This is a genomic window from Psychroflexus salinarum (assembly GCF_042677225.1).
GTDB lineage: Bacteria > Bacteroidota > Bacteroidia > Flavobacteriales > Flavobacteriaceae > Psychroflexus > Psychroflexus salinarum.
On record NZ_JBHTIV010000005.1, the window covers coordinates 545,036 to 571,739 of the forward strand.

At 36.5% G+C, this 26,704-nt stretch carries 23 protein-coding genes; 10 read left to right on the forward strand and 13 right to left on the reverse strand.

Annotated elements, in window-relative coordinates:
* Nucleotides 1–2: 2 nt before the first annotated feature.
* The 5 genes from ACFQ0R_RS04665 to ACFQ0R_RS04685 form a co-directional block, all read right to left on the reverse strand.
* A complete protein-coding gene (locus ACFQ0R_RS04665) occupies nucleotides 3–725 on the reverse strand; it encodes a GLPGLI family protein (RefSeq protein ID WP_379657214.1) in 723 nt (240 codons plus the stop codon).
* Nucleotides 726–779: 54 nt separating this feature from the next.
* Entirely contained in the window at nucleotides 780–986 is a 207-nt protein-coding gene (locus ACFQ0R_RS04670; protein WP_379657215.1) for a hypothetical protein, read from the reverse strand.
* A 773-nt stretch (nucleotides 987–1,759) separates the two neighbouring features.
* Nucleotides 1,760–4,207 carry a ribonucleoside-diphosphate reductase subunit alpha gene (locus tag ACFQ0R_RS04675; RefSeq protein WP_379657216.1) on the reverse strand — a complete coding sequence of 816 codons (2,448 nt, stop codon included), beginning with the start codon at nucleotides 4,205–4,207 and terminating at the stop codon, nucleotides 1,760–1,762.
* Between the two features lie 84 nt (nucleotides 4,208–4,291).
* Nucleotides 4,292–5,272, reverse strand: coding sequence for a ribonucleotide-diphosphate reductase subunit beta (locus ACFQ0R_RS04680; RefSeq protein WP_379657217.1), 981 nt, complete (start codon nucleotides 5,270–5,272; stop codon nucleotides 4,292–4,294).
* Between the two features lie 215 nt (nucleotides 5,273–5,487).
* Complete coding sequence (locus ACFQ0R_RS04685) at nucleotides 5,488–6,057, reverse strand: DUF3109 family protein (protein ID WP_379657218.1); 570 nt, start codon at nucleotides 6,055–6,057, stop codon at nucleotides 5,488–5,490.
* 167 nt (nucleotides 6,058–6,224) lie between these two features.
* Between ACFQ0R_RS04685 and ACFQ0R_RS04690 the strand changes: the two genes are divergently transcribed.
* The gene (locus tag ACFQ0R_RS04690) at nucleotides 6,225–6,797 is read left to right on the forward strand and encodes a MarC family protein (RefSeq protein WP_379657219.1); all 573 of its coding nucleotides are present in this window, start codon (nucleotides 6,225–6,227) and stop codon (nucleotides 6,795–6,797) included.
* Nucleotides 6,798–6,803: 6 nt separating this feature from the next.
* The gene (locus ACFQ0R_RS04695; protein WP_379657220.1) at nucleotides 6,804–7,004 is read left to right on the forward strand and encodes a hypothetical protein; all 201 of its coding nucleotides are present in this window, start codon (nucleotides 6,804–6,806) and stop codon (nucleotides 7,002–7,004) included.
* Between the two features lie 84 nt (nucleotides 7,005–7,088).
* Here ACFQ0R_RS04695 and ACFQ0R_RS04700 read toward each other — a convergent pair whose 3' ends face one another.
* The 4 genes from ACFQ0R_RS04700 to ACFQ0R_RS04715 all read right to left on the reverse strand — a co-directional run bounded on the left by ACFQ0R_RS04700 (nucleotide 7,089) and on the right by ACFQ0R_RS04715 (nucleotide 13,475).
* Complete coding sequence (locus ACFQ0R_RS04700) at nucleotides 7,089–10,763, reverse strand: M1 family aminopeptidase (RefSeq protein ID WP_379657221.1); 3,675 nt, start codon at nucleotides 10,761–10,763, stop codon at nucleotides 7,089–7,091.
* 5 nt (nucleotides 10,764–10,768) lie between these two features.
* Entirely contained in the window at nucleotides 10,769–11,671 is a 903-nt protein-coding gene (locus ACFQ0R_RS04705) for an ABC transporter ATP-binding protein (RefSeq protein WP_379657222.1), read from the reverse strand.
* Nucleotides 11,672–11,769: 98 nt separating this feature from the next.
* Nucleotides 11,770–12,771 (reverse strand): ligase-associated DNA damage response exonuclease, encoded by a 1,002-nt coding sequence (locus ACFQ0R_RS04710; protein ID WP_379657223.1) that lies wholly within the window; start codon nucleotides 12,769–12,771, stop codon nucleotides 11,770–11,772.
* Nucleotides 12,772–12,788: 17 nt separating this feature from the next.
* Nucleotides 12,789–13,475, reverse strand: coding sequence for a head GIN domain-containing protein (locus tag ACFQ0R_RS04715; RefSeq protein WP_379657224.1), 687 nt, complete (start codon nucleotides 13,473–13,475; stop codon nucleotides 12,789–12,791).
* Between the two features lie 124 nt (nucleotides 13,476–13,599).
* On the opposite strand from ACFQ0R_RS04715, the gene ACFQ0R_RS04720 reads away from it, so the two are divergent.
* Entirely contained in the window at nucleotides 13,600–14,364 is a 765-nt protein-coding gene (locus tag ACFQ0R_RS04720) for a UDP-2,3-diacylglucosamine diphosphatase (RefSeq protein WP_379657225.1), read from the forward strand.
* Nucleotides 14,365–14,407: 43 nt separating this feature from the next.
* Here ACFQ0R_RS04720 and ACFQ0R_RS04725 read toward each other — a convergent pair whose 3' ends face one another.
* Nucleotides 14,408–14,608: a twin-arginine translocase TatA/TatE family subunit gene (locus ACFQ0R_RS04725; RefSeq protein ID WP_379657226.1), complete on the reverse strand. Its 201-nt coding sequence runs from the start codon at nucleotides 14,606–14,608 to the stop codon at nucleotides 14,408–14,410.
* 109 nt (nucleotides 14,609–14,717) lie between these two features.
* Here ACFQ0R_RS04725 and ACFQ0R_RS04730 point away from each other — a divergent pair, with 109 nt between their 5' ends.
* From ACFQ0R_RS04730 to rfbD, 7 genes are read left to right on the forward strand one after another with little or no spacing between them, the layout of a single operon-like run.
* Nucleotides 14,718–15,590, forward strand: coding sequence for a M23 family metallopeptidase (locus ACFQ0R_RS04730; RefSeq protein WP_379657227.1), 873 nt, complete (start codon nucleotides 14,718–14,720; stop codon nucleotides 15,588–15,590).
* A 9-nt stretch (nucleotides 15,591–15,599) separates the two neighbouring features.
* Entirely contained in the window at nucleotides 15,600–17,090 is a 1,491-nt protein-coding gene (locus ACFQ0R_RS04735) for a GH3 auxin-responsive promoter family protein (RefSeq protein ID WP_379657228.1), read from the forward strand.
* 24 nt (nucleotides 17,091–17,114) lie between these two features.
* Complete coding sequence (locus tag ACFQ0R_RS04740; protein ID WP_379657229.1) at nucleotides 17,115–18,818, forward strand: DUF6909 family protein; 1,704 nt, start codon at nucleotides 17,115–17,117, stop codon at nucleotides 18,816–18,818.
* Between the two features lie 3 nt (nucleotides 18,819–18,821).
* The gene (rfbB, locus tag ACFQ0R_RS04745) at nucleotides 18,822–19,841 is read left to right on the forward strand and encodes a dTDP-glucose 4,6-dehydratase (RefSeq protein WP_379657230.1); all 1,020 of its coding nucleotides are present in this window, start codon (nucleotides 18,822–18,824) and stop codon (nucleotides 19,839–19,841) included.
* Nucleotides 19,842–19,843: 2 nt separating this feature from the next.
* Nucleotides 19,844–20,698, forward strand: coding sequence for a glucose-1-phosphate thymidylyltransferase RfbA (gene rfbA, locus ACFQ0R_RS04750; protein ID WP_379657231.1), 855 nt, complete (start codon nucleotides 19,844–19,846; stop codon nucleotides 20,696–20,698).
* Complete coding sequence (gene rfbC / locus ACFQ0R_RS04755) at nucleotides 20,699–21,247, forward strand: dTDP-4-dehydrorhamnose 3,5-epimerase (RefSeq protein WP_379657232.1); 549 nt, start codon at nucleotides 20,699–20,701, stop codon at nucleotides 21,245–21,247.
* Nucleotides 21,244–22,095: a dTDP-4-dehydrorhamnose reductase gene (rfbD, locus tag ACFQ0R_RS04760; RefSeq protein WP_379657233.1), complete on the forward strand. Its 852-nt coding sequence runs from the start codon at nucleotides 21,244–21,246 to the stop codon at nucleotides 22,093–22,095. The genes rfbC and rfbD overlap by 4 nt, the downstream gene beginning before the upstream one ends.
* Before the next feature lie 145 nt (nucleotides 22,096–22,240).
* Here rfbD and mfd read toward each other — a convergent pair whose 3' ends face one another.
* The 3 genes from mfd to ACFQ0R_RS04775 all read right to left on the reverse strand — a co-directional run bounded on the left by mfd (nucleotide 22,241) and on the right by ACFQ0R_RS04775 (nucleotide 26,671).
* Nucleotides 22,241–25,612, reverse strand: a complete 3,372-nt coding sequence (gene mfd, locus ACFQ0R_RS04765) for a transcription-repair coupling factor (RefSeq protein WP_379657234.1) — start codon at nucleotides 25,610–25,612, stop codon at nucleotides 22,241–22,243.
* A gap of 62 nt (nucleotides 25,613–25,674) precedes the next feature.
* Nucleotides 25,675–25,851 (reverse strand): hypothetical protein, encoded by a 177-nt coding sequence (locus ACFQ0R_RS04770; RefSeq protein WP_379657235.1) that lies wholly within the window; start codon nucleotides 25,849–25,851, stop codon nucleotides 25,675–25,677.
* A gap of 46 nt (nucleotides 25,852–25,897) precedes the next feature.
* Nucleotides 25,898–26,671, reverse strand: a complete 774-nt coding sequence (locus tag ACFQ0R_RS04775) for an O-methyltransferase (protein ID WP_379657236.1) — start codon at nucleotides 26,669–26,671, stop codon at nucleotides 25,898–25,900.
* Between the last annotated feature and the right edge of the window lie 33 nt (nucleotides 26,672–26,704).

A 26,704-nucleotide genomic window follows, 5' to 3' on the forward strand; every position in this document is an offset into this window, starting at 1 on the left:
ATCTATCTCTTATTATAATCCTCCATCATCTCTGCAATCCTTTCGTCCATTTCTTTTTGTGAGATTACATTTTCATCCTCTCCAACCCGTTTGATTTTCAATTTATTTTTATCGACGTTAAGATTTATTTTGTTCGCTGTAATCGTGAATTCTTTTCGTTCAACTTCTAGCACCAAGCCTGGTAAACCAACATAATTTTTTGGACCATACTTCACTGGGATATCTGGTGTAAACCAAGCTATGATATTTCTGTCGTAATAATGCCCTTGTCTGCTATAAAGTGTTTCAATAGCAGTTGCTTTATAGCATTTCACATCACCAATCATCTTGGTTTCGTTAGCAATCTCCCAATCTAGCGGTTTGTGAGCAACAAATCCAAAACTTCTGCTATCTTCAATAAGTTGTTTAGCAGTTAAATTGTAGTAATATGGCGATAAGCCTGCTTTACTTCCTATATTATACTGCTCATTTTCTAGAGACTTATCCTTAAAATAATAAGAGTTATCTTCTGTAAAATGTAATTCATAATAATCGGGTTCTGCGTTTTCATACATTTGAATAACACTCTGTTTGGTATTCATGTCAATATCTTTTTCCTTAATGTCTTCTATGAACTCTTTCTTGTGCTTGATATTCATCTGAGCCGTGTATTTGATAATACTATTTCCTATTTGAGCTTGAGTTGTTAATGAGAATGTTATAATAAAAATTATTAAAAATTTCATGGTTTTAAAATTTAAAGCTGTCATGAATACATGACAGCTTGTTAAACTAACTAATTATTGTGATAGATTTTGTATTTCTTGTGATCCACCGCCACATCCATTTCTAGTCATGCAATTATCGAAATCCCCGTGATCATCTGGGTTAGCATAATGACATATAGTATGAACAGTGCCACAACGTGTATATGCTTCAGATTCAATTTTACTAGAGGTACCTGCAATTGATGCTGAACCTATAGCAAAAAAAAACACTGTTCCCAAAAAGGAATTTTTTAATAATTTCATAATTTTAAATTTTGTGAACTCTTATAACAGGGTTCGATTAAACATTTGTTTTAAATCAATTTGACAACTCATAAATCCAATTTATTTTATAAGCTGTCAAATAAAAACAGTACTGCTAGAGTTGCAACACCTGGTAACTAAATCATAAAAATTGGAAGGATGATTTAATTACGTCATCGAACATAGAATTAAAAACATAACTTCAAAGCATATAAATGTTAAATGTGTAATCAAAAGGCAAAATGTACGGTTTAACCGTAACAGAATTACGGTTAAACCGTACATTTTAGCGATAATAATGAAGCTTTACGATGAAAAGTATAAAATGTAAAGCTTGTTAAAATTAAATCACAAGCTAATCCGTCTAATCATTTGAGAGACGGATTTCTATGCTTCGTACAGCATAAACTACTAACTAAATGAATAAGACTACTCTGTAAATTAGGCCTTTCCATTTAAAGTTAGAGAATCCACGAGTTGTATATGCTTTGATGCATTTAGTGAGTGTTAGTTTTCAGCCTCAACCTATGGGTGTACAAGCACTCTACGTTTAGATCATTACTCTATGATTAACTCAATACTTGCCTTTTGAGCCTGGGATTTCATTTTAGTGATAAAATCGCAATAACTCTAATTCCTGAAGACATAGGCTTCCTTTTTTGCAGGCTTATTGTGAACAATCATAATTTAATTTAAAAACCCCCAGTAAAATAAATTTGCTGGGGGTTTTAAATAATTGTAGTTCTAGTTTAAGATCCGCACATGAGGCAATCGTCGCCTTCAGATTCTTTGGATTGCTTAATCAAAGCCTTTAATTCTTCAGGACTTAGTGATGAATCATCAGAGACTTTTACCTGCTGGTTTTGGGCTTCCTGATAAGTTTGTGCAGCTTTTTCTGCTACCTGACTTGGTACTTGTTTTTCTTTCTTTTCGTTTTTCAATGTAAACTTAATTGCATCGACAGCAGATTTGGTTCTTAAGTAGTACATGCCTGTCTTAAGTCCGCTTTTCCAGGCATAGAAGTGCATAGAGGTCAACTTAGCAAAGGTTGCACCCTCCATAAACAAGTTGAGTGACTGAGATTGGTCGATAAAGTAACCTCTATGTCTAGACATGTCGATAATGTCTTTCATAGATAATTCCCAAACAGTTTTGTACAATTCTTTAATATCATCTGGAATGATGTCGATGCCTTGAACAGACCCGTTGGCTCTCATGATGGCATCCTTAACATCATCGTTCCATAAACCAAGAGCTACAAGATCTTTCAATAAGTGCTTGTTCACGACAATGAACTCTCCAGAAAGTACACGTCTGGTGTAGATGTTAGACGTGTAAGGCTCAAAAGCTTCATTGTTACCAAGAATTTGAGAAGTAGAAGCAGTTGGCATTGGCGCCATTAATAAAGAGTTACGCACACCGTGCTCCATAACTTTTTCTCTCAGTTTGCTCCAGTCCCAGCGACCACTTAAGTCCTTGTCTTTTAATCCCCAGAGGTTGTATTGGAATTCTCCTTTGCTTATTGGCGAACCTTCGTAAGAAGAATACGGACCTTCGATTTTTGCCATTTCCATAGAGGATTCTACAGCGGCAAAATATAAAGTTTCAAATATATCCTGATTCAACTTTTTAGCTTTATCAGAAGTAAACGGCAGTCTCAACATGATAAAAGCATCTGCCAAGCCTTGGATACCAAGACCAACTGGTCTGTGACGCATGTTGGAATTTTCTGCTTCTCTCACAGGATAGTAATTTCTATCGATGACCTTGTTGAGGTTTCTGATGACCTGTTTGGTGATTTTATAAAGCTCCTTGTGATCAAATTCACCGTTTTTAATGAACATAGGTAGAGCAATAGACGCTAAGTTACAAACCGCCACTTCATCTGGACTAGTGTATTCCATGATTTCAGTACACAAGTTGGAAGAGCGGATAGTTCCCAGGTTCTTCTGATTCGATTTGCGGTTAGCTGAATCTTTATACAACATATAAGGCGTTCCCGTTTCAATTTGAGATTCCAGGATTTTCTCCCAAAGTTCTCTTGCTTTGATGGTTTTACGGCCTTTGTTTTCGCTTTCGTATTTTAGGTATAATTCTTCAAACTCATCTCCATGAACATTATAAAGATTTGGACATTCGTTTGGACACATTAGTGTCCACGTAGAATTTTCTTCAACACGTTTCATAAATAGATCTGGAATCCACATGGCGTAGAACAGATCACGGGCTCTCATTTCTTCAGCGCCATGATTTTTCTTCAAATCCAGGAAGCTAAAAATATCAGCATGCCATGGTTCAACATACATGGCAAAAGACCCTTTTCGTTTTCCACCGCCTTGATCAACGTATCTTGCAGTGTCATTGAAGACTTTCAGCATCGGAACAATCCCGTTGGAAGTTCCATTAGTTCCAGCGATGTACGAGCCTGTAGCCCTTATGTTATGAATTGATAGACCTATACCGCCAGCAGATTGAGAAATTTTTGCCGTCTGCTTAAGAGTGTCGTATATCCCATCAATACTGTCGTCTTTCATCGTGAGTAAGAAGCAGGAAGACATTTGTGGTTTTGGTGTGCCAGCATTAAATAACGTTGGCGTGGCATGAGTAAAGTATTTTTTGGACATCAACTCATAAGTCTCCAGGGCCGATTCTAAATCTTCGCCGTGAATACCAATAGAAACCCTCATCAGCATATGTTGAGGGCGTTCTGCTATCATACCATTAAGTTTTAACAGATAAGAACGCTCTAGTGTCTTAAAACCGAAATAATCATAATTGAAATCTCTGCTATATATAATTCTTGAATCAATCTCATCTTTGTTATCGTTGATGATTTTATAAACACCATCGTCAATAAGTGGTGACTTTTTATTATTACGTGGATTAACGTATTCATAGAGGTCAGTCATGACCTCACTAAAGGTTTTCTTAGTGTTTTTATGAAGATTGGATACCGAAATTCTTGCAGCCAAGTGAGCATAGTCCGGATGACTTACGGTCATGGTCGCTGCGATCTCTGCCGCCAAATTATCAAGTTCACTTGTGGTTACACCATCATAAAGACCTTCTATCACACGCATTGCTACTTTTGGAGGTTCCACAAGAGGATTAAGTCCATAGCAAAGTTTTCTGATTCGTGCTGTAATTTTGTCGAACATTACAGGCTCTTTTTGTCCATTTCTTTTAATGACGTGCATAGTAGATAGTGTTTAATGTATAGAGCCCGTAAGGACTCTTGGTAATTAATAATCGTAATTTTAAAAGGCTAGAGTCGCAGAAAACTAGAAATCGGCGTCGAAGCTAATTTTGCTGTCTTCTTCTTTATTCTTGTTCATCACTCCTGCTTTTTGGTATTCTCCAACACGCTTCTCGAAGAAGTTGGTTTTCCCTTGAAGTGAAATCATATCCATAAAGTCAAAAGGATTGGCAGTGCCATATTCTTTTTCACAGCCCAATTCGAAAAGTAGTCTGTCTGTGACAAATTCTAAATATTGAGTCATCAAGTTGGAATTCATGCCAATCAGACTTACAGGAAGAGATTCAGTCACGAATTCTCTTTCAATATCAAGTGCATCCACAAGGATTTCTCTAATACGTTTTTTCGGAACCTGGTTGACCAAATGTTCATTATGTAAGTGAACTGCAAAGTCGCAATGAACACCTTCGTCTCTGGAAATGAGTTCGTTTGAGAAGGTAAGGCCTGGCATTAAACCACGTTTTTTCAACCAGAAAATAGAACAAAATGCTCCAGAAAAGAAAATTCCTTCCACTGCAGCAAATGCGATTAATCTTTCGGCAAAGGAATCAGATTCTATCCATTTCAAGGCCCAGTCTGCTTTTTTCTTGATGGCTGGGAAATTCTCAATAGCTTTAAAAAGCAAGTCCTTTTCTTTATCATCATCGACATAAGTATCGATTAATAACGAATAAGTTTCAGAATGAATATTTTCCATCATGATTTGGAAGCCGTAGAAAAATTTAGCTTCTGTATATTGAACTTCGTTCACGAAGTTTTCGGCAAGATTTTCGTTGACGATTCCATCGGATGCTGCAAAAAATGCAAGGATGTGTTTGATGAAATACTGCTCATCTTCATTTAGTTTATTTTTCCAATCGGAAAGATCTTGGTGTAAATCAATTTCTTCTGCGGTCCAGAAACTCGCCTCACATTTTTTATACCATTCCCATATGTCGTGATGTTTGATAGGGAAGAGTACAAATCTGTTTTCGTTTTCTTCTAAGATAGGTTCTTTCTGCGCCATAGGGTTATGATTTTGAGAGGATTACTAATACTAATTGTGACTAACAAATATGAAAATAAATCACATATTAAAACCTTGATTCGGCTGAAAGTTATCCACATAGTTTTCCACAATTGCTCTTAAAGCCGACCAGTTAAGCCTTTAGAGATTTGGAAATTTTAAATTTTATGAATTGTTGAGTTGTATGAGCTTAATGTAAAACTAAATTCGTTTTCTTAAAGATTTATTTCTTCAACTCTTTGCTCCAATTCTGAATACCAATCCTCACCAAATTTTCTGATAAGAGCATTTTTGGTAAATTTATAAACAGGCATTTTTAGAGTTTTCCCAAGATCACAAGCATCGCTGCAAATATCCCAGCGATCGTAATTCACAGCCTGTAATTCTGAAAGTTTTTGAACACGTACAGGATAAAGTTCGCAGGATACGGGTTTTTTAAAATCGATATCGCCAGCACGATAGGCAGATTCAATACCGCATAGAGCGGTGCCATTTTCAGTAAAATTGACGTAAGCACATTCTTTACCTTCTACAAGAGGCGTTTCTGGTTCATCAAAATCTGAGAGGATATGCGTACCCTGTTCTTCGATAGCCTTTATTCCTTCAGCTCTTAGATAGGGCTTTACTTTAGGGTAAATTGTTTTCAAGACCTCTAGTTCGTGGTCATCCAGGGGAGCTCCGGCATCGCCAGCCACACAACATTCCCCTTTGCAGGCCGAAAGATTACAGGCAAATTCAGTGTCTATAATCGATTCAGAAATAAGGGTTTTATCAATTTTAATCATGGCAGCAAAGCTAGCGAAATATTAATTGAGATTATGAAAATGAGGGACAATTCAATCTCCTAAACTTCGTGGGATTAATTTAACACAAATTTCATATGGCATGGATTTTTTTCGATTGTAAATCGATAGAGCAGAATTACTTTTGCAAAAATTTTTAGATTTAAATTATGTTTGATTTTAAACAAATTTTTACCGCAGGAATGATTCTCTTTGCGGTGATTGATATTATTGGAAGCATTCCAATAATTGTTGACTTAAGAAAAAAAGTCGGCCACATTCAAAGTGAAAAAGCTTCTATTGTGGCATGCGTTTTAATGATTGCGTTTCTCTTTGTCGGGGAAACTATCCTTAATCTTATTGGTATAGATGTGAATTCCTTTGCAGTGGCCGGGGCTTTTATCATCTTCTTTCTGGCTATAGAAATGATTCTTGGCGTACAGCTCTACAAAGATGATGCACCAGAAACAGCTGCGATTGTTCCTCTTGCTTTTCCACTGATTGCCGGCGCAGGAACAATGACTTCCATACTATCTCTCAAATCAGAATTTGATACTCCCAACATTATTGTTGCTATAATTTTGAATGTTGCTGTGGTTTATGCTGTCTTAAAATCTTCTAAAAAGATTGAAAAACTTTTCGGAAAACAGGGAATTTCTGTAATAAGGAAGATATTTGGTGTAGTTTTGTTAGCCATTGCAGTCAAATTATTTGTTGCAAACATTCAGAGTTTATTCAATTAAAATTTTATGAAGTATTTTATTTATTTCCTAATGCTTTCTGCAGTTGGACTTATGATTTTCAGCGGGACTCTTGTGAATCCTGATGATTTGGTAGGAGATAAAAAGAGTTTCACAGGAGTTCTAGGAATATTGGTCTGCCTGTGTATCATCGTTTTGCTTTTTATCCTTCAATTATCCAGAAAGCTAAAACAGAAGTACGAAGAGTAAAACATACTTTTCAAACTATTTAAAAATTTAAAAAGGCTTGAGATGAAATTTCATCTCAAGCCTTTTTTGTTGATTTATGACTCTTTAGTTTGTTTTCACCTCCAGTCTGTTATCCCCAGAATTGGTGTCAATCAATTTATTATACGGATCGATTCCTGCCTCAACGGGCAATTCATTGACAATAATTGTAAATTCATTTTGAATTTCAGAAATCAAATGCTTTTTGAGATAAAGAACGTTTTCTTTTTTGATGCCATCAATCGTTTCATCGGTTTCTCCAAAAACTCCAACTTCAATGTAATCTTTAAGAGGTAGAGATTTTAATTCCTTTTCTTCTTCAGTTTCCACACTCAAACTTTCGCCAGAACTGTTTGTAAACTCTTTCTCTCCTTTTTCAGACGATCTGTATTTCAGAACATTAGCATTTATAGTCACTTCATATTTACCATTTTCAAGTACTTTATAACTAGCGTCAGTAACTTTGTTATCATACAAAGTAATGGTCTCGAACATATCCTTTACCAAATACTGAAGTGAATCTGGTGTGTTCTCCTTTAAAAGGTTGACAAATTCGACAGAAGTGGTGTAAGGTGGTTCCTGGAAAGCGACTTTATCAATAAAAGATTTCAAAATAGAATTCATTTTTTCTTCGCCTAAGTAATCACTCATCGCATAAAGTACCAGCGATCCTTTGTTATAATGAATGTATTGCTGATTTTCATTAAGCATCAGTGGTAGTTCTTTCTGACTTTCAAAACGGCGGCTTCTTAAATATTTATCTAATGCATCTTTTAAAAACACACGCATTTGTTCTGCACCATATTCTTTTTCTAATACTTTAAGTGAACTGTATTCTGACATGCTTTCAGAAAGCAAAGTTGCTCCTCGCACATTTGCTCCAATCACTTGATGCGCCCACCACTGGTGAGCCACTTCGTGAGCGGTGACGCTGAAGGGATAATCCACACTTTCTTTATCTTCTTCATCGACTTTAGCAATAAAACCAATTGCTTCAGAATAAGGAACTGTGTTGGCAAAAGACTGAGCAAAAGTTCCTGATGTTAATGGAAATTCCAAAATTCGAAGCTGACTAAACTGGTAAGGACTGAAATTTTCAGAATAATAGGCCAAGGATTTCTTCGCTGCACTAACCATCCGTTCAATATTGTAATCGTGTGGCTTATGATAAAAAACCTGAATGTTGACATCATTCCACTTGTCTTCATAGACTTCATATTCTGCAGAATTGAATGCGTAAAAGTTCAGTATTTTCTTATCCATTTTATAATGGAAATATGCTCTATCTTCTTCTACCCATTCTTTCTGCAGATAACCTGGAGCAATGGCAATTTGGTCTTTTGATGTCGAAATGGTGGTTTCAAAATCTATCCAGTCGGCATCATCAGAAATGTAAGTATTACCCAAAGCAGTAGAGTCTAGTGGAGATTTCATCCGTTCTTTTGGTACTAAGCCGTATTTTTTTCGGGTCTTGTTATTTTGAATTTCATAGTTGCTTCTGTAACCAAAACTTGGAAAAATTCGATTGTTGATGAATGTTCCATTGGTTCGCACCATGGACTTTTGATTCAGAAGAGTATTCGGTTCATTTTGCATCTCAAAAGTGAATTTCACTTCTTCACCGGGAAGTAGGCTTTCATCAAATTTGAATATGTCAAAATCATAAAGACTGTCTTTCAAAACAGTTTCTCCTTTTTTACCAAAAGCATAAGTTTGTTTATAACTTCTATAATCATTCAATGAAATCAAAACAGAATCAATAGGGTTTGAAGTCTTATTTTTCAGAACAAAAATCCCTTTAGCTTTCATGTCGCGCGTTTCAGGAAATAGATCTAAATCAATAGTCACTCCTGTAATTCTTGGCTGATCTAGCTCATCAAGATGAGCAAATTGTTTTTCATAATCAACCTGAAGCTGTTCTCGCTCGTTACCAGAAAATCGTTCGTTAATTACATTATCATTGTAGTATACCCATGAACCTATACCTATAAAAACCACTAAACAAACCGCTATAACTGATTTGTACATTGGATTCATTTTTTCTTGGGCGAGTTCTATTCTTTGCTTCGCAGAATAGGATACACCTCTTCGGTAAAATAAAATAGCTAAGATGTATAAAATAATTGCCAGAGCGAACCAATAGAGTCTATAGACATAAAACACTTTTAGCCCGGGACCATATCCTGCCATATCAGAATAGGTGGCGCCTCCTCCAGAGTTGAATCTAAATACACTTTGCTCGATACCAAATTGTGGAAAAAAAGACAGTAAAATAAGAAAAGCAAGTAAGGATATGAATCCTACAATATGATTCTTTATGAGCGTATGAAATAAAAATGCCATGACTGTCCAGGCGAGAACCCTTAAGTAATCAATAGCAAAAAACTGAAACAGGTATAAATCGAGTTCAAACTTGTAATAATCATTATAAATCTGAACTCCAACAGCTAAAATTAACGCCAAAATATAAAACGATGCCTGCATTTTGAAAATAGCGATGAACTTAGCTAGCAGAAACGACCAGTTAGGAAAAGGAGTAACATCTACTAATTGATTCATGTTGGCATTTTTAGCTCTATTGACAAGCATACCTACAATCAAAAAGGTGATGATGATCATAAAACCACTCACGACACCAGAAGCTGTTTGCATCATTTCGCGAGTAACAGGATAGGTGGATGTACCATATACTGGATTCCGAATAGATAGTGTAGAAAGCGTAATCAGTAAAGTCACAAGTGCGAAAGAAATAAAGACCCAGTTTTTGAAAATATACTGAGCTTCAAAACGGCTGTGCTTTAAAGCCATCATCAGCCAGTGTTTGAAATTGTAAGCTTTACTGGCTTCAGGTAATTTGATACGAATAAGACTTCCAAAATTCCTTTTAATAACGCGTTCTGCTTTGCGTTTAAATAACCTGAACTGGATAGCCTGCTGATTGAATTTGAATTTGAAAAATACAAAGGCAAAAATCAATATACTTATTGCAGCCCATAAAATCCTGTTATAGATAATGTAACCCTGAAAGGGTAAATAATTATTGTTTCTGTCAAAAACAGTCCAGTATTCAGTTTCAAAAGCTAAAGCCTGAGCCCCGAGTGGGTCTATAAGTGCAGCCAGAGTTTTATTATCGATATCTGCAGTTAAACTTTGAGCAAAACCCTGAATGATAATCAATGCCAATATGCTTATAAAACCTATAAAAATATTTCTTGAAAAGGTCACAACAGCAAAAACTACTGCTCCAAAGAAAATGATATTTGGTATGACGAAAAGTAAGAGTGGCTGTACATAATTCCAAATATCAAAATCTGTAAAAAGATCAGGATTGGTTCCAGGGAAAATACTTCCCAGATAAATACCGAAACAGATGAACAGAATTATGATAAGAACGATACTCAAAGCGCTCAGAAATTTGGCAAATAAATAACCAAATTTTGAAATAGGATATGAATACAGGACCTGATGCATCTCGTATTTAAAATCTTTACTTATTGACGCACCAATAATAGACGGTAGCAAAAAGTATAAAAATACGGACAAGGTGTTAATCAAGCTGTTGAGAGCCAATGCCGTATTTTGATAAGTCGGTGAGGTAGTAGTGACTGTAAAATTATCAAAAAGTCCACCAGCACTTGCCATCATTATCATGGCAAAAAAGAACATGATAACGGTGTAGATGTAAGTAATAGGAGTTCTTAACCAAGATTTTAACTCAAACCTGAAGATACTTGAAAACATGCGAATTAAGATTGAGAGTTAATGGCTTCAGTTTCGTCTGCTTTTAAGTGAACAAAATACACATCGCTCAAGTCAGGCTGTACTTTCATAAATTCTTCACCGGGCTGAGTATCGCCATATACGCGGATATTCAGGGAGTTATCCTGATTGTAATTGGTGGAGATAAGGTTGAAACCAGTTTCATATTTTTCTAAATCTTCCCGATCTATGGTGAGTCCCCAGATTTTATCTTCCAGATCCAGAACTGCATCTAAAGGTTTTTTATGGCAAAGTAATTTTCCGCCATTAAGGATAGCCATATCTGTACATAATTCTTTGACGTCATCCACAATGTGAGTAGAAAGAATCACAATATGATTGGTGCCAATTTCTCTCAAAACATTAAGGAAACGGTGACGTTCGGCAGGATCAAGTCCAGCTGTCGGCTCATCAACGATGATAAGTTTTGGATTGTTAAGTAGTAATTGTGCAATCCCAAACCTTTGCTTCATACCACCAGAGTAACCAGCAACATGCTTGGTTCTCACATCATAAAGGTTGGTGACTTCAAGAGCATAATCTACAATCTTTTTTCGCTCCTCTTTGCTGGAGAGCCCTTTCAATTCAGCGAAATAATGAAGGAGTTTTTCTGCTGAAAGTTTTGGATAAACACCAAAGGACTGAGGGAGATAACCCAAAACCTTTCTCAATTCCATTTTTTGATTGAGCACATCTATATCATCCAGGTAGATTTCCCCACTATCTGGTTGTTGTAAGGTAGAAATAGTACGCATTAGTGAAGACTTTCCAGCACCGTTAGGTCCAAGTAGTCCGAACATACCAGAGTTAATTTCTATCGAAACATCATCCAGAGCCTTTACACCATTCTTATAAGTTTTGGAAACATTGAGCAATCGAAGTTTATTCATCAGAATAGATTTTGGTTTAAGAAAATTATACCTATTGGTCATAATTTAGACTAAATGTTACAAAACTATTTTAAATTCTAACGAAAAACTGAAAAACACTATAAGTCAGAATCGTCGGCTTCACCTTCGTATTGTGTACCTTCGGTTCTGGCATCGTAGCCTATTTCGCGCAAGTATTTTGAAAAGATATCGGTATAGCCGTGTGTGCAGATGACTTTTTCACAGCCTGTTGCTTTTATGCTATTGAGCAAACCGTCCCAGTCGCAGTGATCGCTCATTACAAAGCCTTTGTCTATGGCTCTTCGGCGTCGCGCTCCACGGAAAGTCATCCAGCCACTGGCCGAAGCTGTGACATAAGGGACCATTTTCCGAATCCAGGTTCCGCCATGAGCACTGGGCGGGGCCAGAACTAAATTTCCACTTAATTCTTTTTTGGTGGTATCCCTTGTGACTCGGATGGTTTCAGGAAAATTAACCATCTCTCTAAGGACATCAGTCATATTTTCGATAGCACCGTGAGTGTAGATTTTTCCAATGTCCGGGTTGAGGTGCTTCAGCAGACGCTGAGCTTTACCAAGCGAATAACCAAATAAAACAGAAGTTCGTCCTTCTCTTTGATTCTCTGCCCACCATTGATTGATGTCGCTCATCACTTCCGCTTGAGGTTTCCACTTGAAGGCAGGTAAGCCAAAGGTACATTCTGTAATAAAGGTATCGCATTTTACAGGTTCAAAAGGAGTTGAAACTCCATCATCCTCATCTTTGTAGTCCCCTGTAAATACCCAAACCTCACCTTTGTGTTCCACCCGTATTTGCGAGCTTCCTATTACATGTCCGGCAGGATGTAAACTGAATTTTACATTATTTATTGTAAACGATTCGCCGTAAGCTTTGCCTTCCACATCAATCTCTCCCAACCTGTGCTTCATAATGGGAATATTGTTATGATGTGTGATGTATTTTTTGTTTCCCCAGCGCGAGTGATCGGCGTGACCGTGAGAGATAATCGCTTTGTCCACCTTTCGCCAGGGGTCCAGATAGACATCTGCAGCAGCGCAATAAATTCCATTTTGATTGAACGCTAATAAAGGTTCCTTCATAAGTGTCGAGATCTCTTTTATTCTACAAAATTTATTTTACCACCCAATTTTACACTTTGGTTAATAGTTTCAGGATTACCATAAACCACAATATTTCCACCAGCAGTTACACTTGCATCACAAGTTTCAGTAGCGTAAACTGTAGCTTCACCACCATAACTTAAATTAACGCTTGTAGTTTCAGTTTTTAATTCCTCACCATCAAAAGAACCTCCGGTTTTCACTTCAATACTAGAAGTATTTGCAGTACCAATAAGACTCACACTAGCTCCAGTTACAGACTTTACAGCTAAACTTTCTACATTTAATTCACCTCCTATATAACTGCCTTCGGAAGCAATTAAACTTATTTCATTTTGATTTACTGTTGAAATAAATTCAACTTCAGATCCACTCCTTGCTTTAAGTTCTTCAACTTCTTTAATGTAAACTGTGACAAGAATTTCCGCTTCAGAAAAGATTTGACCAACTGGCAAACTGATTTGGAGTTCACCTTTATCTACTTCAATATTAACTTTGTCACGTTGAGGACCTTTGACTTCAATTTTTTCTTCTTCTGAATTTGTTACGATCTCTACAAAAAGTCCCGTGGAGACTCTTATACTAGTATAATCTTTACCAGGCATAACAGATTTTACTTGAGCAAAGACAGAAGTGGATGCTATTAAAAATAAGCAGGTTATAATATTGATTTTGAATTTCATTTTTTTTGTTTTTCGTTAATCTCAAAAATACAGGAATATCTTTTGAAGCTACATTAAATTTTACCCAAAACTTGATAACAGGTATTTTTATGGTTTCAGTATATTTGGACCAGATTTATATGGCATGAAACTTCCTGAAGGCAAAAAAATTTATTTCTCTAGTGATAATCATTTGGGAGCTCCAACGCATTCTGAAAGTTTAGAGCGTGAAAAAATATTTATTTCTTGGCTAGATGATATCAAAGCAGATGCGCATTCTATTTTCCTACTTGGAGATTTGTTTGATTTTTGGTTTGAGTATCGAGAAGTTGTGCCAAAAGGCTTTGTAAGAACTCTTGGAAAACTAGCAGAACTAAGAGATTCTGGAATTGATATTTTCTACTTTGTAGGGAATCATGATTTATGGATGAAAGGGTATTTTGAAGAAGAACTCAATATTCCTGTATTTCATAAACCACAAGTCTTTGAGTTTAATTCAAAAAAGTTTTTTTTAGGTCACGGCGACGGACTAGGTCCTGGAGACAAAGGCTATAAACGTATGAAAAAAGTTTTTGTTCATCCGGTTTCCAAATGGTTGTTTAAATGGTTGCATCCAGACCTAGGCGTTAGATTAGCCAGGTACCTTTCAGTAAAAAACAAACTTATTTCTGGAGATGAAGATGCAAAGTTTTTAGGGGAAGAAAACGAATGGCTTGCTCAATATGCCAGGCGAAAACTGGAGACCGAGCATTATGATTATTTTGTTTTTGGCCACAGGCATTTGCCAATGGAAATCCAAGTAGGGGAACAATCCAAATACATAAATCTAGGAGATTGGATTGCACATTATACTTATGGAATGTTTGACGGTGACAAGTTCTATTTAAAAAAACTCAATAAAAAAACCTGATTACGAAGTAAACAGGTTTCCAATTATCAAAATATGTCAAAGCCTATTTTATAGACTTCGATTCGTTTTTAGTCTCGCCAGTTTCATCTTCTTTGGAGGCATCTTTAAATTCTTTGATACCACTACCCAAACCTCTCATCAATTCTGGTATTTTCTTTCCACCGAATAATAGAAGAATTGCAACACCAATGATAACCCATTGCCATGGACCTACCATTCCCATTATTACATTTAGTGCGTTCATAACTTTAAAATTTGCTACAAAATTAGTGATAAAAATCTAAATCAAAGGTTTATGAATCTAAAACCTACATAAATTAACTTTATTCTATCTTTGTAAGAGTTTTAATTCTATGGAGTCATCAAAAAAAGATAAGCGAAAAATTAAGCAAAAACTGCTTCATAAGTACCGTTTGGTGATTCTGAATGAAGATACATTCGAGGAAAGATTGTCATTTCAGTTATCAAAACTTAACGTTATTATATTATCGGCGATCTCAGCATTACTATTAGTTTCGGGAACTGCGCTTTTAATTGCGTTTACTCCGATTAGGGAATATATTCCAGGCTATTCTTCTACAGCCTTAAAGAATAAAGCAACCCGTCTTACATTTACTGTGGATTCTCTGACGACGGTAGTCAATAAAAACTCAACTTACTTTAGGTCCATCCGTAATATGCTTATAGGGAAAGTGGATTCACTTGATATGGGTCAGGTTTATTCAGTTGAAGATACAAAGTCTATAGATCCAGGAACTGTAAGTTTATCTGCTTCCCAGCAAGATTCTATTCTGCGAGAGAAAGTAGAGCAAGAAGACAAGTATAGTTTATTAGAAAAGGCAACTTTTAATACAAACTTCACCTTATTTCCACCAGTTACTGGTAGTGTTTCTGAGGTTTATAATGCTGAAGAAAAACATTATGCAGTTGACATTGTTACAGAAAAGAATGAACCGGTGAAAGCGACACTAGATGGAACTGTTATTTTTGCTGAATGGACTGTGGAAACAGGTTATGTTATTATTATTGAGCATAGCTTCGGTTTGATTTCCGTCTATAAACATAATGACTCTATATTAAAAAGTCAGGGAGACCTTGTTACGGCAGGTGAAGCCATTGCAGTTGTTGGCGATACTGGAGAATATTCCTACGGTCCTCATTTGCATTTTGAACTTTGGGTAGATGGATATCCCGTAAATCCTTCAGATTACATCAATTTTGAATAGAATTTATATATGTCGATAAAGTCCTTTGGAGCAAAGTTATTTGCCAAATACATTTCATCTCAAATTAAAAACTGGTCCTCACGACCAGAGGAAACTCAGTTAAAGGTGTTCAAAACCCTTATTCAAGAAGGACGAAAAACTAAGTTTGGTCAGGATCATCACTTTGAAAAGATTGAAACTTTCCAAGACCTTTTTGATAATGTTCCCATTCAAGATTATGAGGAGTTGAAACCTTATGTAGATAGGGTAGTAAATGGAGAAGAAGATGTTCTATGGCCTGGAAAGCCATTATATTTTGCAAAAACATCTGGAACAACCAGCGGAGCAAAATATATTCCACTCACCAAAGAATCAATACCCAATCATACCAATGCTGCCAGAAACGCTATACTAAGTTATATAGCAGAGACAGGAAATTCCAGTTTCGTAGATGGTAAAATGATTTTTTTACAAGGCAGTCCAGAACTGGAAGAAAAAAACGGAATACACTTTGGGCGGCTTTCTGGTATTGTAGCTCATTTTGTCCCTAATTACCTGCAGAAAAATCGCCTTCCTAGTTGGAAAGCTAATTCTATAGACGATTGGAATGAAAAAATTGACGCTATAGTTGAGGAAACTTACGATCAAGACATGACCATCATAAGTGGGATTCCTTCTTGGGTACAAACTTATTTTGAGAAGCTTCACCAGAAAACAGGTAAGACTATAGGTGAGTTGTTTCCTAACTTACAGCTTTTCATTTATGGAGGAGTAAATTATGAGCCATACCGATCCAAATTTGAAAATTTAATCGGTAGATCTGTAGACAGTATAGAGCTTTATCCAGCTTCTGAAGGTTTTTTTGCATTTCAAGATTCTCAGAAAGAGGACGGAATGCTTTTGCAACTTGACTCCGGAATGTTTTACGAGTTTATAAAAGCAGATGAGTTTTTTGATGAAAACCCTGAAATTCTCACCATAGGAGATGTTGAGGTTGGTGTAAATTATGTGATGGTGATTTCTACCAATGCTGGTTTATGGAGATACAACGTAGGGGATACAGTTATGTTTACAGACATAAAACCATATCGTTTAAAAGTATCGGGAAGGATAAAGCATTTCACTTCAGCTTTTGGAGAACATGTGATTGCACAAGAAGTAGAAAAATCTATAATAAAAGCTTCAGAAGAGTTTGATGTGCAGATCAATGAGTTTACTGTTGCTCCACAGATTACTCCGGGAGAAGGTCTGCCTTATCATGAGTGGTTTATTGAATTTGAGAAAGAACCGGGTGACTTTGAAGCATTTGCGAAAAAGATAGATATATTACTTCAGGAGCAAAACTCTTACTATAAAGATTTAATAAAAGGAAATATGCTGAGGACTTTAGTGATAACAAAAGTTCCCAAAGATGGATTTCAGGAGTATATGAAATCTGTTGGAAAGCTTGGAGGTCAAAATAAAGTACCAAGACTATCCAATGATAGAAAAATAGCACAGGAATTAGAGAAACAAATTTAGATTAATAAGACAATTAGAAAACATATGACAGAACCTTTAAATATTGGAAGAAATAGAGCGCAGGAAAGTACAAATGCCATAGAGCGCATGTACATCACCATGAGACACCTTTTTATAAGGGGGTTTTATAAACCTATGGGAGTTTCCGGTGAAACCTTACGAGAAGCATTACTCACGCTTCGACCAGAAATTTATGGTACTATTGGAGAATCTAAGGTTGAACTTAGCGGGCTTCAGTATATTATTGAAAGACTTCCAGAAGGTATTGAAGAGTGTAGTTTCATAAACCTCACAAGCGATGAAGGTTACTCCAATTCTCATTTCAAACCTATTATTCCTCCAAAGCGAAGAAGAAACTGCTATAGGATTGATGATGAACAAATGAACATTGAGATCACTCGTGGCCGATCAGAGATTTACGATATTTTGACTCACCTGACCTTCATGTTTATTGAGTCTCATAAAATCATGCAGAATGTTGTGATAAATGAAGCTGGTCATACTTCTAGAGACTGGGAAAAACTGAAAGTAGCCGTTTTGAAAGAAGGTGATTTAAGTCAAAAAGAAAAAGAGATTGCCATCACGCATACTGCGAATATTCTAGGAAGAACATTTGCTGAAATCAATCAAGTATATGATCGATTTGCAACACCAGAAAACCCTCATAAATTTTTACACCTTATCCACAGCTTAGGTAAACTTGCAATCCGTGAAGTTATCCACGGAGATAAGCGTGTCATCACTTTTAGTCCGATTGTACGTGAAAGACTCGGACATCATATTCATGGAGAAGTTTGGGCAAACACCATCAAGAAAACTTTAAACGAGCATGGTTTGCTAGATAGAAAATTACATATTATAAGTGCAAATATGCATAGTGTGATGAACACTCTTTTTTCTCCAATAGCTTTGGAGGAACTACTTAATGAAAAGTCTAACTTTCAGGTTTACGAGCAGTTGAGTAATGCTAAAAATGAAGAATTGAGGCAAACGGTTACCAAAAAAGCTAAGGAGCAAGGCATGATTTCTCTAGATGATAAAAGCGGAACAAATATAGATGTTCAAATATTTGATCTTGCGAAGTTGAGTCATTATAAAGGGAGTGACAAACTTTACGGTAATGAAGATGCGCCAGTCATCATTGTGATGGACTACGCATTTGGGGAACAAGCCTATGAAACTATGGATGAACTTCTCAAACCATTCAAAGATGGAGAAGAACAAAAAGCTATGAACGTAGAGTCCATATCTATTATGGGTAAAGCAGGGATTTTGGAAGGAGGAAAAGGAGATTTGATGATTCCAGATGCTCATTTATTTGAAGGGACAGCAGATAATTATCCCTTTCATAATGAGTTGAAAAAATCAGATCTAGAAGATCAAGGCTTACGTGTGTATGATGGATCCATGGTGACGGTTTTGGGAACTTCTCTACAAAATAGAGATCTGCTGAAGTTTTTCCATGATTCAACCTGGAACGTTATTGGTCTTGAAATGGAAGGGGCACATTACCAGAAAGCCATACAGGCAGCCGCTAAACTAAGAGGGAATATTTCTGAAAAGGTCAAATTGAGATATGCCTATTACGCCAGTGATAATCCTTTAGAAACAGGAAGCACATTGGCTTCGGGAGGATTGGGAACCGCTGGAGTAAAACCAACCTATTTGATTACTGAAAAAATTTTAGAACAGATCTTTAATGATGCTGTTCAACATACTAAATCCTAAATTATGAAGACTGTACTAGTCACAGGAGGAGCTGGATTCATTGGTTCAAACTTCTTGAATCTTTTTGTTCCTAAAAAAGAATACCACTTTGTCAATCTTGATAAATTGACTTATGCTGGAGATTTAAATAATCTTGAAATATCAGATCATGATAACTACACGTTTATTGAAGGAGATATCTGTGATGTGAAGCTTTTAGAAGATCTATTCTCAAAATATAAATTTGAAAAAGTAATACATTTTGCGGCAGAATCTCACGTTGATAATTCGATTACCAATCCAGATGCTTTTATAAAAACAAACATCACCGGAACATTCAATTTACTTCATCAGGCTTACTCACTCTGGATGGAATCGCCTTTTAAATTTAGAAAAGGGTTTGAAAACACGAGATTTTTACACGTGTCTACAGATGAAGTTTACGGCACGTTGGAAGATGATGAAAGCCTATTTACTGAGGAAACTCCTTATGCACCAAATAGTCCTTATAGTGCTTCAAAGGCTTCATCCGACATGATCGCCAGAAGTTATTTTCATACTTATGGTTTTCCTGTGATTACTACCAATTGTTCCAATAACTATGGACCTCATCAACATGATGAAAAGTTAATACCTACTATTATTCGAAAAGCAATTCAAAAAAAAGCTATTCCAATTTATGGTGATGGCAAAAATGTGCGAGACTGGCTTTATGTAGATGACCATTGCAAAGGAATAAACATAGCTATTCACAAAGGGGAGTTTGGTGAAACCTATAATATTGGAGGTAAAAACGAGAGACAAAATATTTATATAGCTACTAAAATCTGCGATATCTTAGATGAATTAAGACCAGAACAGGCTCCTCATAAAGAGTTGATAGACTATGTGACAGATAGACCAGGACATGATTTCCGTTATGCGATTGATGCCTCTAAAATTGAAAGTGAACTGGGCTGGAAAGCTGATGAAACTTTTGAAACGGGGATAAAAAAAACTATAAAATGGTATCTTGACAAGTATAACCAACTCGTAAATTCATAAGTATGAAAGGAATTATTCTAGCAGGCGGCTCTGGAACACGTCTTCACCCACTGACCCTGGCTGTAAGTAAACAACTGATGCCTATTTACGATAAGCCAATGATTTATTATCCATTGTCTACATTGATGTCTGCAGGAATCAAAGAAATTTTAATTATTTCTACTCCCAATGACCTGCCACTTTTTGAAAAGCTCTTAGGAAATGGTTCAGATTTAGGGTGCAACTTTGAATATGCTGTTCAGGCTGAACCTAATGGACTTGCCGAGGCTTTCGTCATAGGAGAAGATTTCATAGGAGACGACAAGGTAGCCTTGATTCTAGGCGACAATATCTTCTACGGAACAGGATTAGATCAGTTACTTCAAGACAATACCAATCCAGATGGCGGTATTATTTATGCCTATCATGTACACGATCCGGAACGTTATGGTGTCGTAGATTTTGATGACAACGGACAGGTGATTTCTATTGAAGAAAAGCCGGAACAACCCAAATCCAATTACGCTGTGCCTGGAATTTATTTCTACGATAATGAGGTGGTAAGCATCGCCAAGTCTATAAAACCCAGCGATAGAGGCGAACTTGAAATCACCGATGTGAACAATGCCTACCTCAAAAAAGGGAAACTAAATGTGAGTATACTTGATAAAGGCACTGCCTGGCTGGATACAGGGACGTTTAATTCTTTGATGCAAGCCTCACAATTTGTTGAGGTCATTGAAGAACGTCAGGGTCTCAAAATTGGCTCTATAGAAGAAACGGCTTTTAAGATGGGCTTTATTTCAAAAGAGCAACTCAAAAAAATTACAGAACCCTTTTTAAAAAGCGGCTATGCTAAAAATATAAATCCAAAGTAAATGATAGTAAAACAAACACCACTTAAGGACTGTTTTGTTATAGAACCCAATGTTTTCAAAGATGAACGAGGAAGCTTCTTTGAAAGTTTTAACCACAATGCTTTTAAAGAAAACACGGGTTTAGATATTGAATTTGTTCAGGATAATCAGTCTATTTCTAAGTACGGAACTATTCGTGGTCTTCACTTTCAAACTGGAGAATCTGCACAAGCCAAATTGATTAGAGTTGCCAAAGGAAAAGTTTTGGATGTGGTGGTGGACATGCGACCAGATTCTGAAACTTACCTCAAGCAATTTGGCTATGTTCTAACAGGAGAAAACAACCACCAACTGTTTGTCCCTAGAGGATTTGCACATGGTTTTGCCTGTCTATCAGAGGATGTTATTTTCATTTATAAATGTGATAATTACTACCATAAAGCTTCAGAAAGTGGTATCTTATTTAATGATGAAACGCTAAATATCGATTGGCAAATTCCGAAGGATGAACAGATCATTTCAGAAAAAGATCAAAATTTACCAACACTTAAATCATACCTGAACTCATGAGAGTTTTAGTCACTGGAGCGAATGGTCAACTAGGGAAATGTCTTCAAAAGCATTCTGGAAACTTTCCTGAAATTGAGTTTTTATTTGAAACTTCTCAGACGTTGAATATTACTTCAGAAGAAGCTTTAGCTAATTTTTTCAACCAATATCAATTTGATTTCTGCGTGAACTGTGCTGCCTATACCAATGTGGAAGCAGCTGAAAGTAAAAAAGGACTTGCCTTTCAAGTGAATTCTGAAGCGGTGAAATCCCTTGCAGAGCAGTGTAAAACTCTAGGTACCAAATTGATTCACATCTCTACGGATTATGTGTTTGATGGGTTGAAGTTCAGTCCATATGTAGAATCCGATGCAGTAAATCCAATCAATATTTATGGGGCATCCAAGCTCCAAGGCGAAGCGATGATTTCTGAACATATGGATCGATTTTTTATCTTTAGAACAAGCTGGCTGTATTCTGAATTTGGTCACAATTTCTTCAATACCATCTTGAAAAAAGCTGAAGATCGTGCAGACCTCAATATCACCACCGAGCAAATCGGTACACCTACCAATGCAAACGACTTAGCCATTTTTATTCTGAATTTGATAAACGTTAAGTCTGATGCTTTTGGTTTATACCATTATAGCAACCAAGGGGAAGCCTCGTGGTATGACTTCGCCAGACTGATTTTGGAAGAAAAACAACTTGAATATCAAGTTAACCTGAAGGCTACATTTTCCTACCCTACCAAAGCCAAACGACCAAAATTTAGTGTCTTAGATAAATCGAAAATCGAAAACACCTTCAAAATTAAAGTTCCACATTGGAGAGAAAGTTTGGTCGGTTTGCTGAAGAAAGTGGAGTAGTTATTTAGTTTGTGAGTTTTTGAACTGAGAGTGAAGAATATTCAAAATCCGGTGTTCTATATTCGATATTTCTATTCACAGCAGAGTTCGCAGACTTTATTAGCTTATGGAAACTACAAATCAATATTCGATATTTGGGTATTCATTATTCGTTGTTGGCCATCGTTTCTTTTTGCTCTAGTGGTTGCAATAGTTGCAAAGCTTTATCCACCGATTTCACATTATCAAACGTCAAGAGCAAGCGCAATCCATTTCTGGTTTCTTTTTCCTTTATCTGGCATTGCCTTGGATGCATTTGGACATACTGCAAAATTTCCTTAAATCGATTAGAATTGTAAAAACCAGATTCTTGATTGGATAGAAAATAACCAATCATTTTATCTTTTTTCAAAACCAATTTCTCCAAACCTGCACTAGCTGCAATCCATTTTAAACGAACACTATTGACCAAATCCTGAGCCTCTTTTGGCAAATCACCAAACCTGTCTTTCAACTCTTTTTCAAAGTTTTGAAGTCCTTCCTCGTCGTCAATCGTATTTAGTTTAGTGTATAGACTCAAGCGTTCTTTAATGCTATTGATGTAGTCATCTGGGAACAAAATTTCAAAGTCAGTATCTATTTGAGCATCTTTTACAAAGACTTTATCTTCTTCGCTGACTTCATCTTCGTACACGGATTTGAACTCGTTTTCTTTTAATTCCTGTATAGCTTCATTCAGAATTTTTTGATAGGTATCAAATCCAATATCACTAATGAACCCACTTTGTTCACCGCCAAGTAAATCTCCAGCACCACGAATTTCAAGATCTTTCATGGCGATGTTGATACCACTTCCCAAGTCTGAAAATTGTTCTAAAGCGGTTAATCGCTTTCTGGCATCATCGGTCATCATTGTTAAAGGAGGAGTAATCAAGTAGCAAAAGGCTTTTTTATTGCTTCGCCCAACTCGACCACGCATTTGGTGAAGATCGGACATGCCGAAATTATTGGCGTCGTTGATTAAAATCGTGTTGGCATTGGTCACATCAAGCCCGCTTTCTATGATGGTTGTTGAGACTAAAACATCAAACTCATTGTTCATGAATTTTAGCATCAACTGTTCCAGCTTTTTCCCTTCCATTTGGCCGTGGCCAATGCCTATTTTTGCATCAGGCACCAAACGTTGAATTAAACCTGCAACTTCCTGAATATTTTCAATTCTGTTGTTAATAAAGAACACCTGTCCGCCTCTTTGGATTTCATAAGATACCGCATCCCGAATCTGGTCTTCAGAAAATCGAATGACATGTGTTTCTATAGGATAACGGTTGGGTGGTGGTGTTTTGATGGTCGATAAATCTCTTGCTGCCATCAGGCTAAACTGAAGCGTTCTAGGGATTGGTGTGGCAGTTAGTGTTAATGTATCTACATTAGCTTTAATAGTCTTCAGCTTATCTTTTACTGCAACACCAAATTTTTGCTCTTCATCGATAATCAAAAGACCAAGATCTTTAAATTTTACCGCTTTATTCACCAGTTGGTGAGTGCCAATGACGATGTCCACACTTCCGTTTTCTAAACCTTCCAAAACACCTCTTCGCTCTTTGGCTGTTCGGAATCTGTTGAGGTAATCCACGGTTACTGGAAATTCTTCCAGACGCTCAGAAAACGTCTTGTGGTGCTGAAAGGCGAGTATGGTTGTCGGTACCAAAACGGCAACCTGCTTGCCATTATCTACAGCTTTAAAAGCGGCACGAATGGCTACCTCTGTTTTGCCAAAACCCACATCCCCACAAACCAAACGGTCCATGGGTTGTTCTTTTTCCATGTCGCTTTTTACATCCTGTGTGGCGGTGCTTTGGTCTGGCGTGTCTTCATAGATAAAAGAAGCTTCCAACTCATGTTGCAAATAGGAGTCTTGACCGTATTGAAAGCCTTTTTCTAATTTTCGTTTGGCGTAAAGTTTAATCAAATCAAAAGCCACCTTTTTAACTCTGGCTTTGGTTTTTTTCTTAAGACTTTTCCAGGCTTTACTGCCTAGTTTATAAACTTGAGGTGGTTTTCCATCCTTGCCATTAAATTTTGAAATTTTATGCAAAGAATGAATACTCAGGTACAGAATATCTCGGTCACCATAAATCAATTTTACGGCTTCCTGCATTTTACCTTCCACATCAATCTTTTGAAGTCCGCCAAACTTTCCAATACCGTGGTCGATGTGAGTGACATAATCACCTATTTCCAGGCTGGTTAATTCCTTTAAAGTAATAGCCTGTTTTTTGGCATAGCCATTTTTCAAATGAAACTTATGATAGCGATCAAAAATTTGATGATCGGTATAGCAAACTAACTTATTGACTTCATCAATAAAGCCTTCATGCATCGAAAGTACAAGGGTTTGGTAATGGACTTCTTCATCTTGGTCTTCAAAAATATCTTTAAAGCGTTTGGCCTGTTGATCACTTGTGCATAGAATACAGTTCTCGTAGCCTTTTTCGTGCTTGGAGTTCAAATCTTCGATTAGTAGATCAAATTTCTTATTGAAGGAAGGTTGAGGGCTAGTTGGGTAAACTATAGTTTGCTTTGGATTTAAAAAAGCCTGAGTTCCAAATTCAACAACTTTTAGGTCGAGTAGTTGTTTTTTCAAGAGCTTACCATCACAAAAAAGCTCGTTGGGTTTACTGTGTTTGATTTCGGAGGAAAGTTCAGAAAAGGCTTTTTCAGCTTTTGAAAAAAGATCGTCAATAGTGTTTGAAAGCACATCCATATTTTTGACAAATACGGTTGTGGAGTTACTGATGTAATCTAGAAAAGTCTCTCTTACTTCATCGAGTTGTTTCTTTTCGACATTCGGCATAATGTCGATGCGCTTTTTTTGCTTTGTAGATAATTGAGTTTCTACATCAAACGCCCGAATACTATCGACTTCGTCACCAAAAAATTCAATTCTGTAAGGCTCATCATTACTGAAAGAAAACACATCTATAATCCCACCTCTCACCGAAAATTCACCAGGTTCGGTCACAAAATCTACTCGCTTAAATCTGTATTCAAAAAGGACCTCGTTAACAAAATCAAGGGAGAGTTCGTCTTTCAATTTTATTTTTAAAATCGTACGATCCAGTTCCTTTTTAGTCACCACTTTTTCAAAAAGAGCTTCAGGGTAAGTAACAATTATTGAAGGTTTTTTTCTGGAGTTGATTCGGTTTAGAACCTCAGATCTCAATAATACATTGGCATTGTCGGTTTCTTCAATCTGGTAAGGTCTTCTGTAGCTTCCTGGGTAGAACAATACATTTTTCTCATCCACCAGCTGCTCCAAGTCGTTGAGGTGGTAGGCAGCTTCCTCCTTATCGTTGAAAATTAATAGGAAAGGATTTTCAGAAGAAAGGAAGGCTTCAGCCTGAACAAAAGACACAGCAGAACCAACAAGGCCTTTTAAAAATATGGATTGATTGCTTTGCGAAGCCAGAGCTTCTTTGAGCTCGCTAAGAGCAGGGTTTTTTGAGATGTTCTCTGTAATATCAGCTTTTGTCATCGCGCGCAAAGATACTAGAAAAACTCAAATCTATAAGGGTGACTAGAGGATGTTAAGACTTTTTAATCTTCCTTTTTGTTTTGTTTTTTCTCGTAGAAATTTCTTCTGAAATTTCTATTTTTTCGATCATAGCGTTTTTGTTTATTGCGTTTGTTGTTGAAGAACACCAAAAGAAAAAGCACAGCGATAATTGCAATAACAATAATGAATTGTATATCTGGAGAAAATTGCTCGAGCATAACTTAAATTTTTATAAACATAATGAGTTTTTTGGTTTTTCAATAATCAAACTCGAATCACAAAATCTTGTTTGACCTGTTCTTTTCTGAAAAATACAAGTCCCCATTGAAACGTGTCAATAGTCACCTGAACTTCCTCATGAGCTTTAATGGTTCCCCAAGCCTTTTCCATAGAAGGCGACCAGTGGATATCATCAAAAATAAACAATGTATCGTTGTGCTTATGCTTCAAAAGACTATTAAAATACTGTAAAGTAGCTTTACCATCGTGATGACCGTCAATAAAAACAAGTTCAAATTTTTCTTCGGAATTTAACTCTGCCAGACTTTCAGTAAACGATGAATTTATACTTGTAATATTAGTAAGCTTAAACTCTTCAAACAGACTTTGAGCAAAATCCAAAGTTGCAGAACAAGCTTCAATGGTTTTCAAGTGAGTCGGACCATGACCAGCAATGCTGATGCTTCCCAAACCAATAGAAGTGCCAAGTTCCAATGCGTTTTTAACAGATAGATATTCTACAAGTCTACTCATCAATCTGGCTCGCTTTCGAGAAATAGAAACGTGCTTTGCAATTTTTGAAACAGGCCTTAAATTGCTTCTAAAAACCTTAGAGCCAGCGCCAAAATCTTCGACTTCCAAAACTTCATTAGATTCTAAAACTTTCTTTTTTGCTTTGTCCCAAACCTCATAAGCTTCATAATGCTCCTTGTTATAAAAGCATTCTGTAATCAACTTATAAACGAACGGCGAATGGATCCCGTGCTGATTCTTGGAATGCCATAAAAATTTTAGAAATGCATTAACTTTAAACCACATTTTTTATTCGAATTCAGCTTAACTGACAAAAAT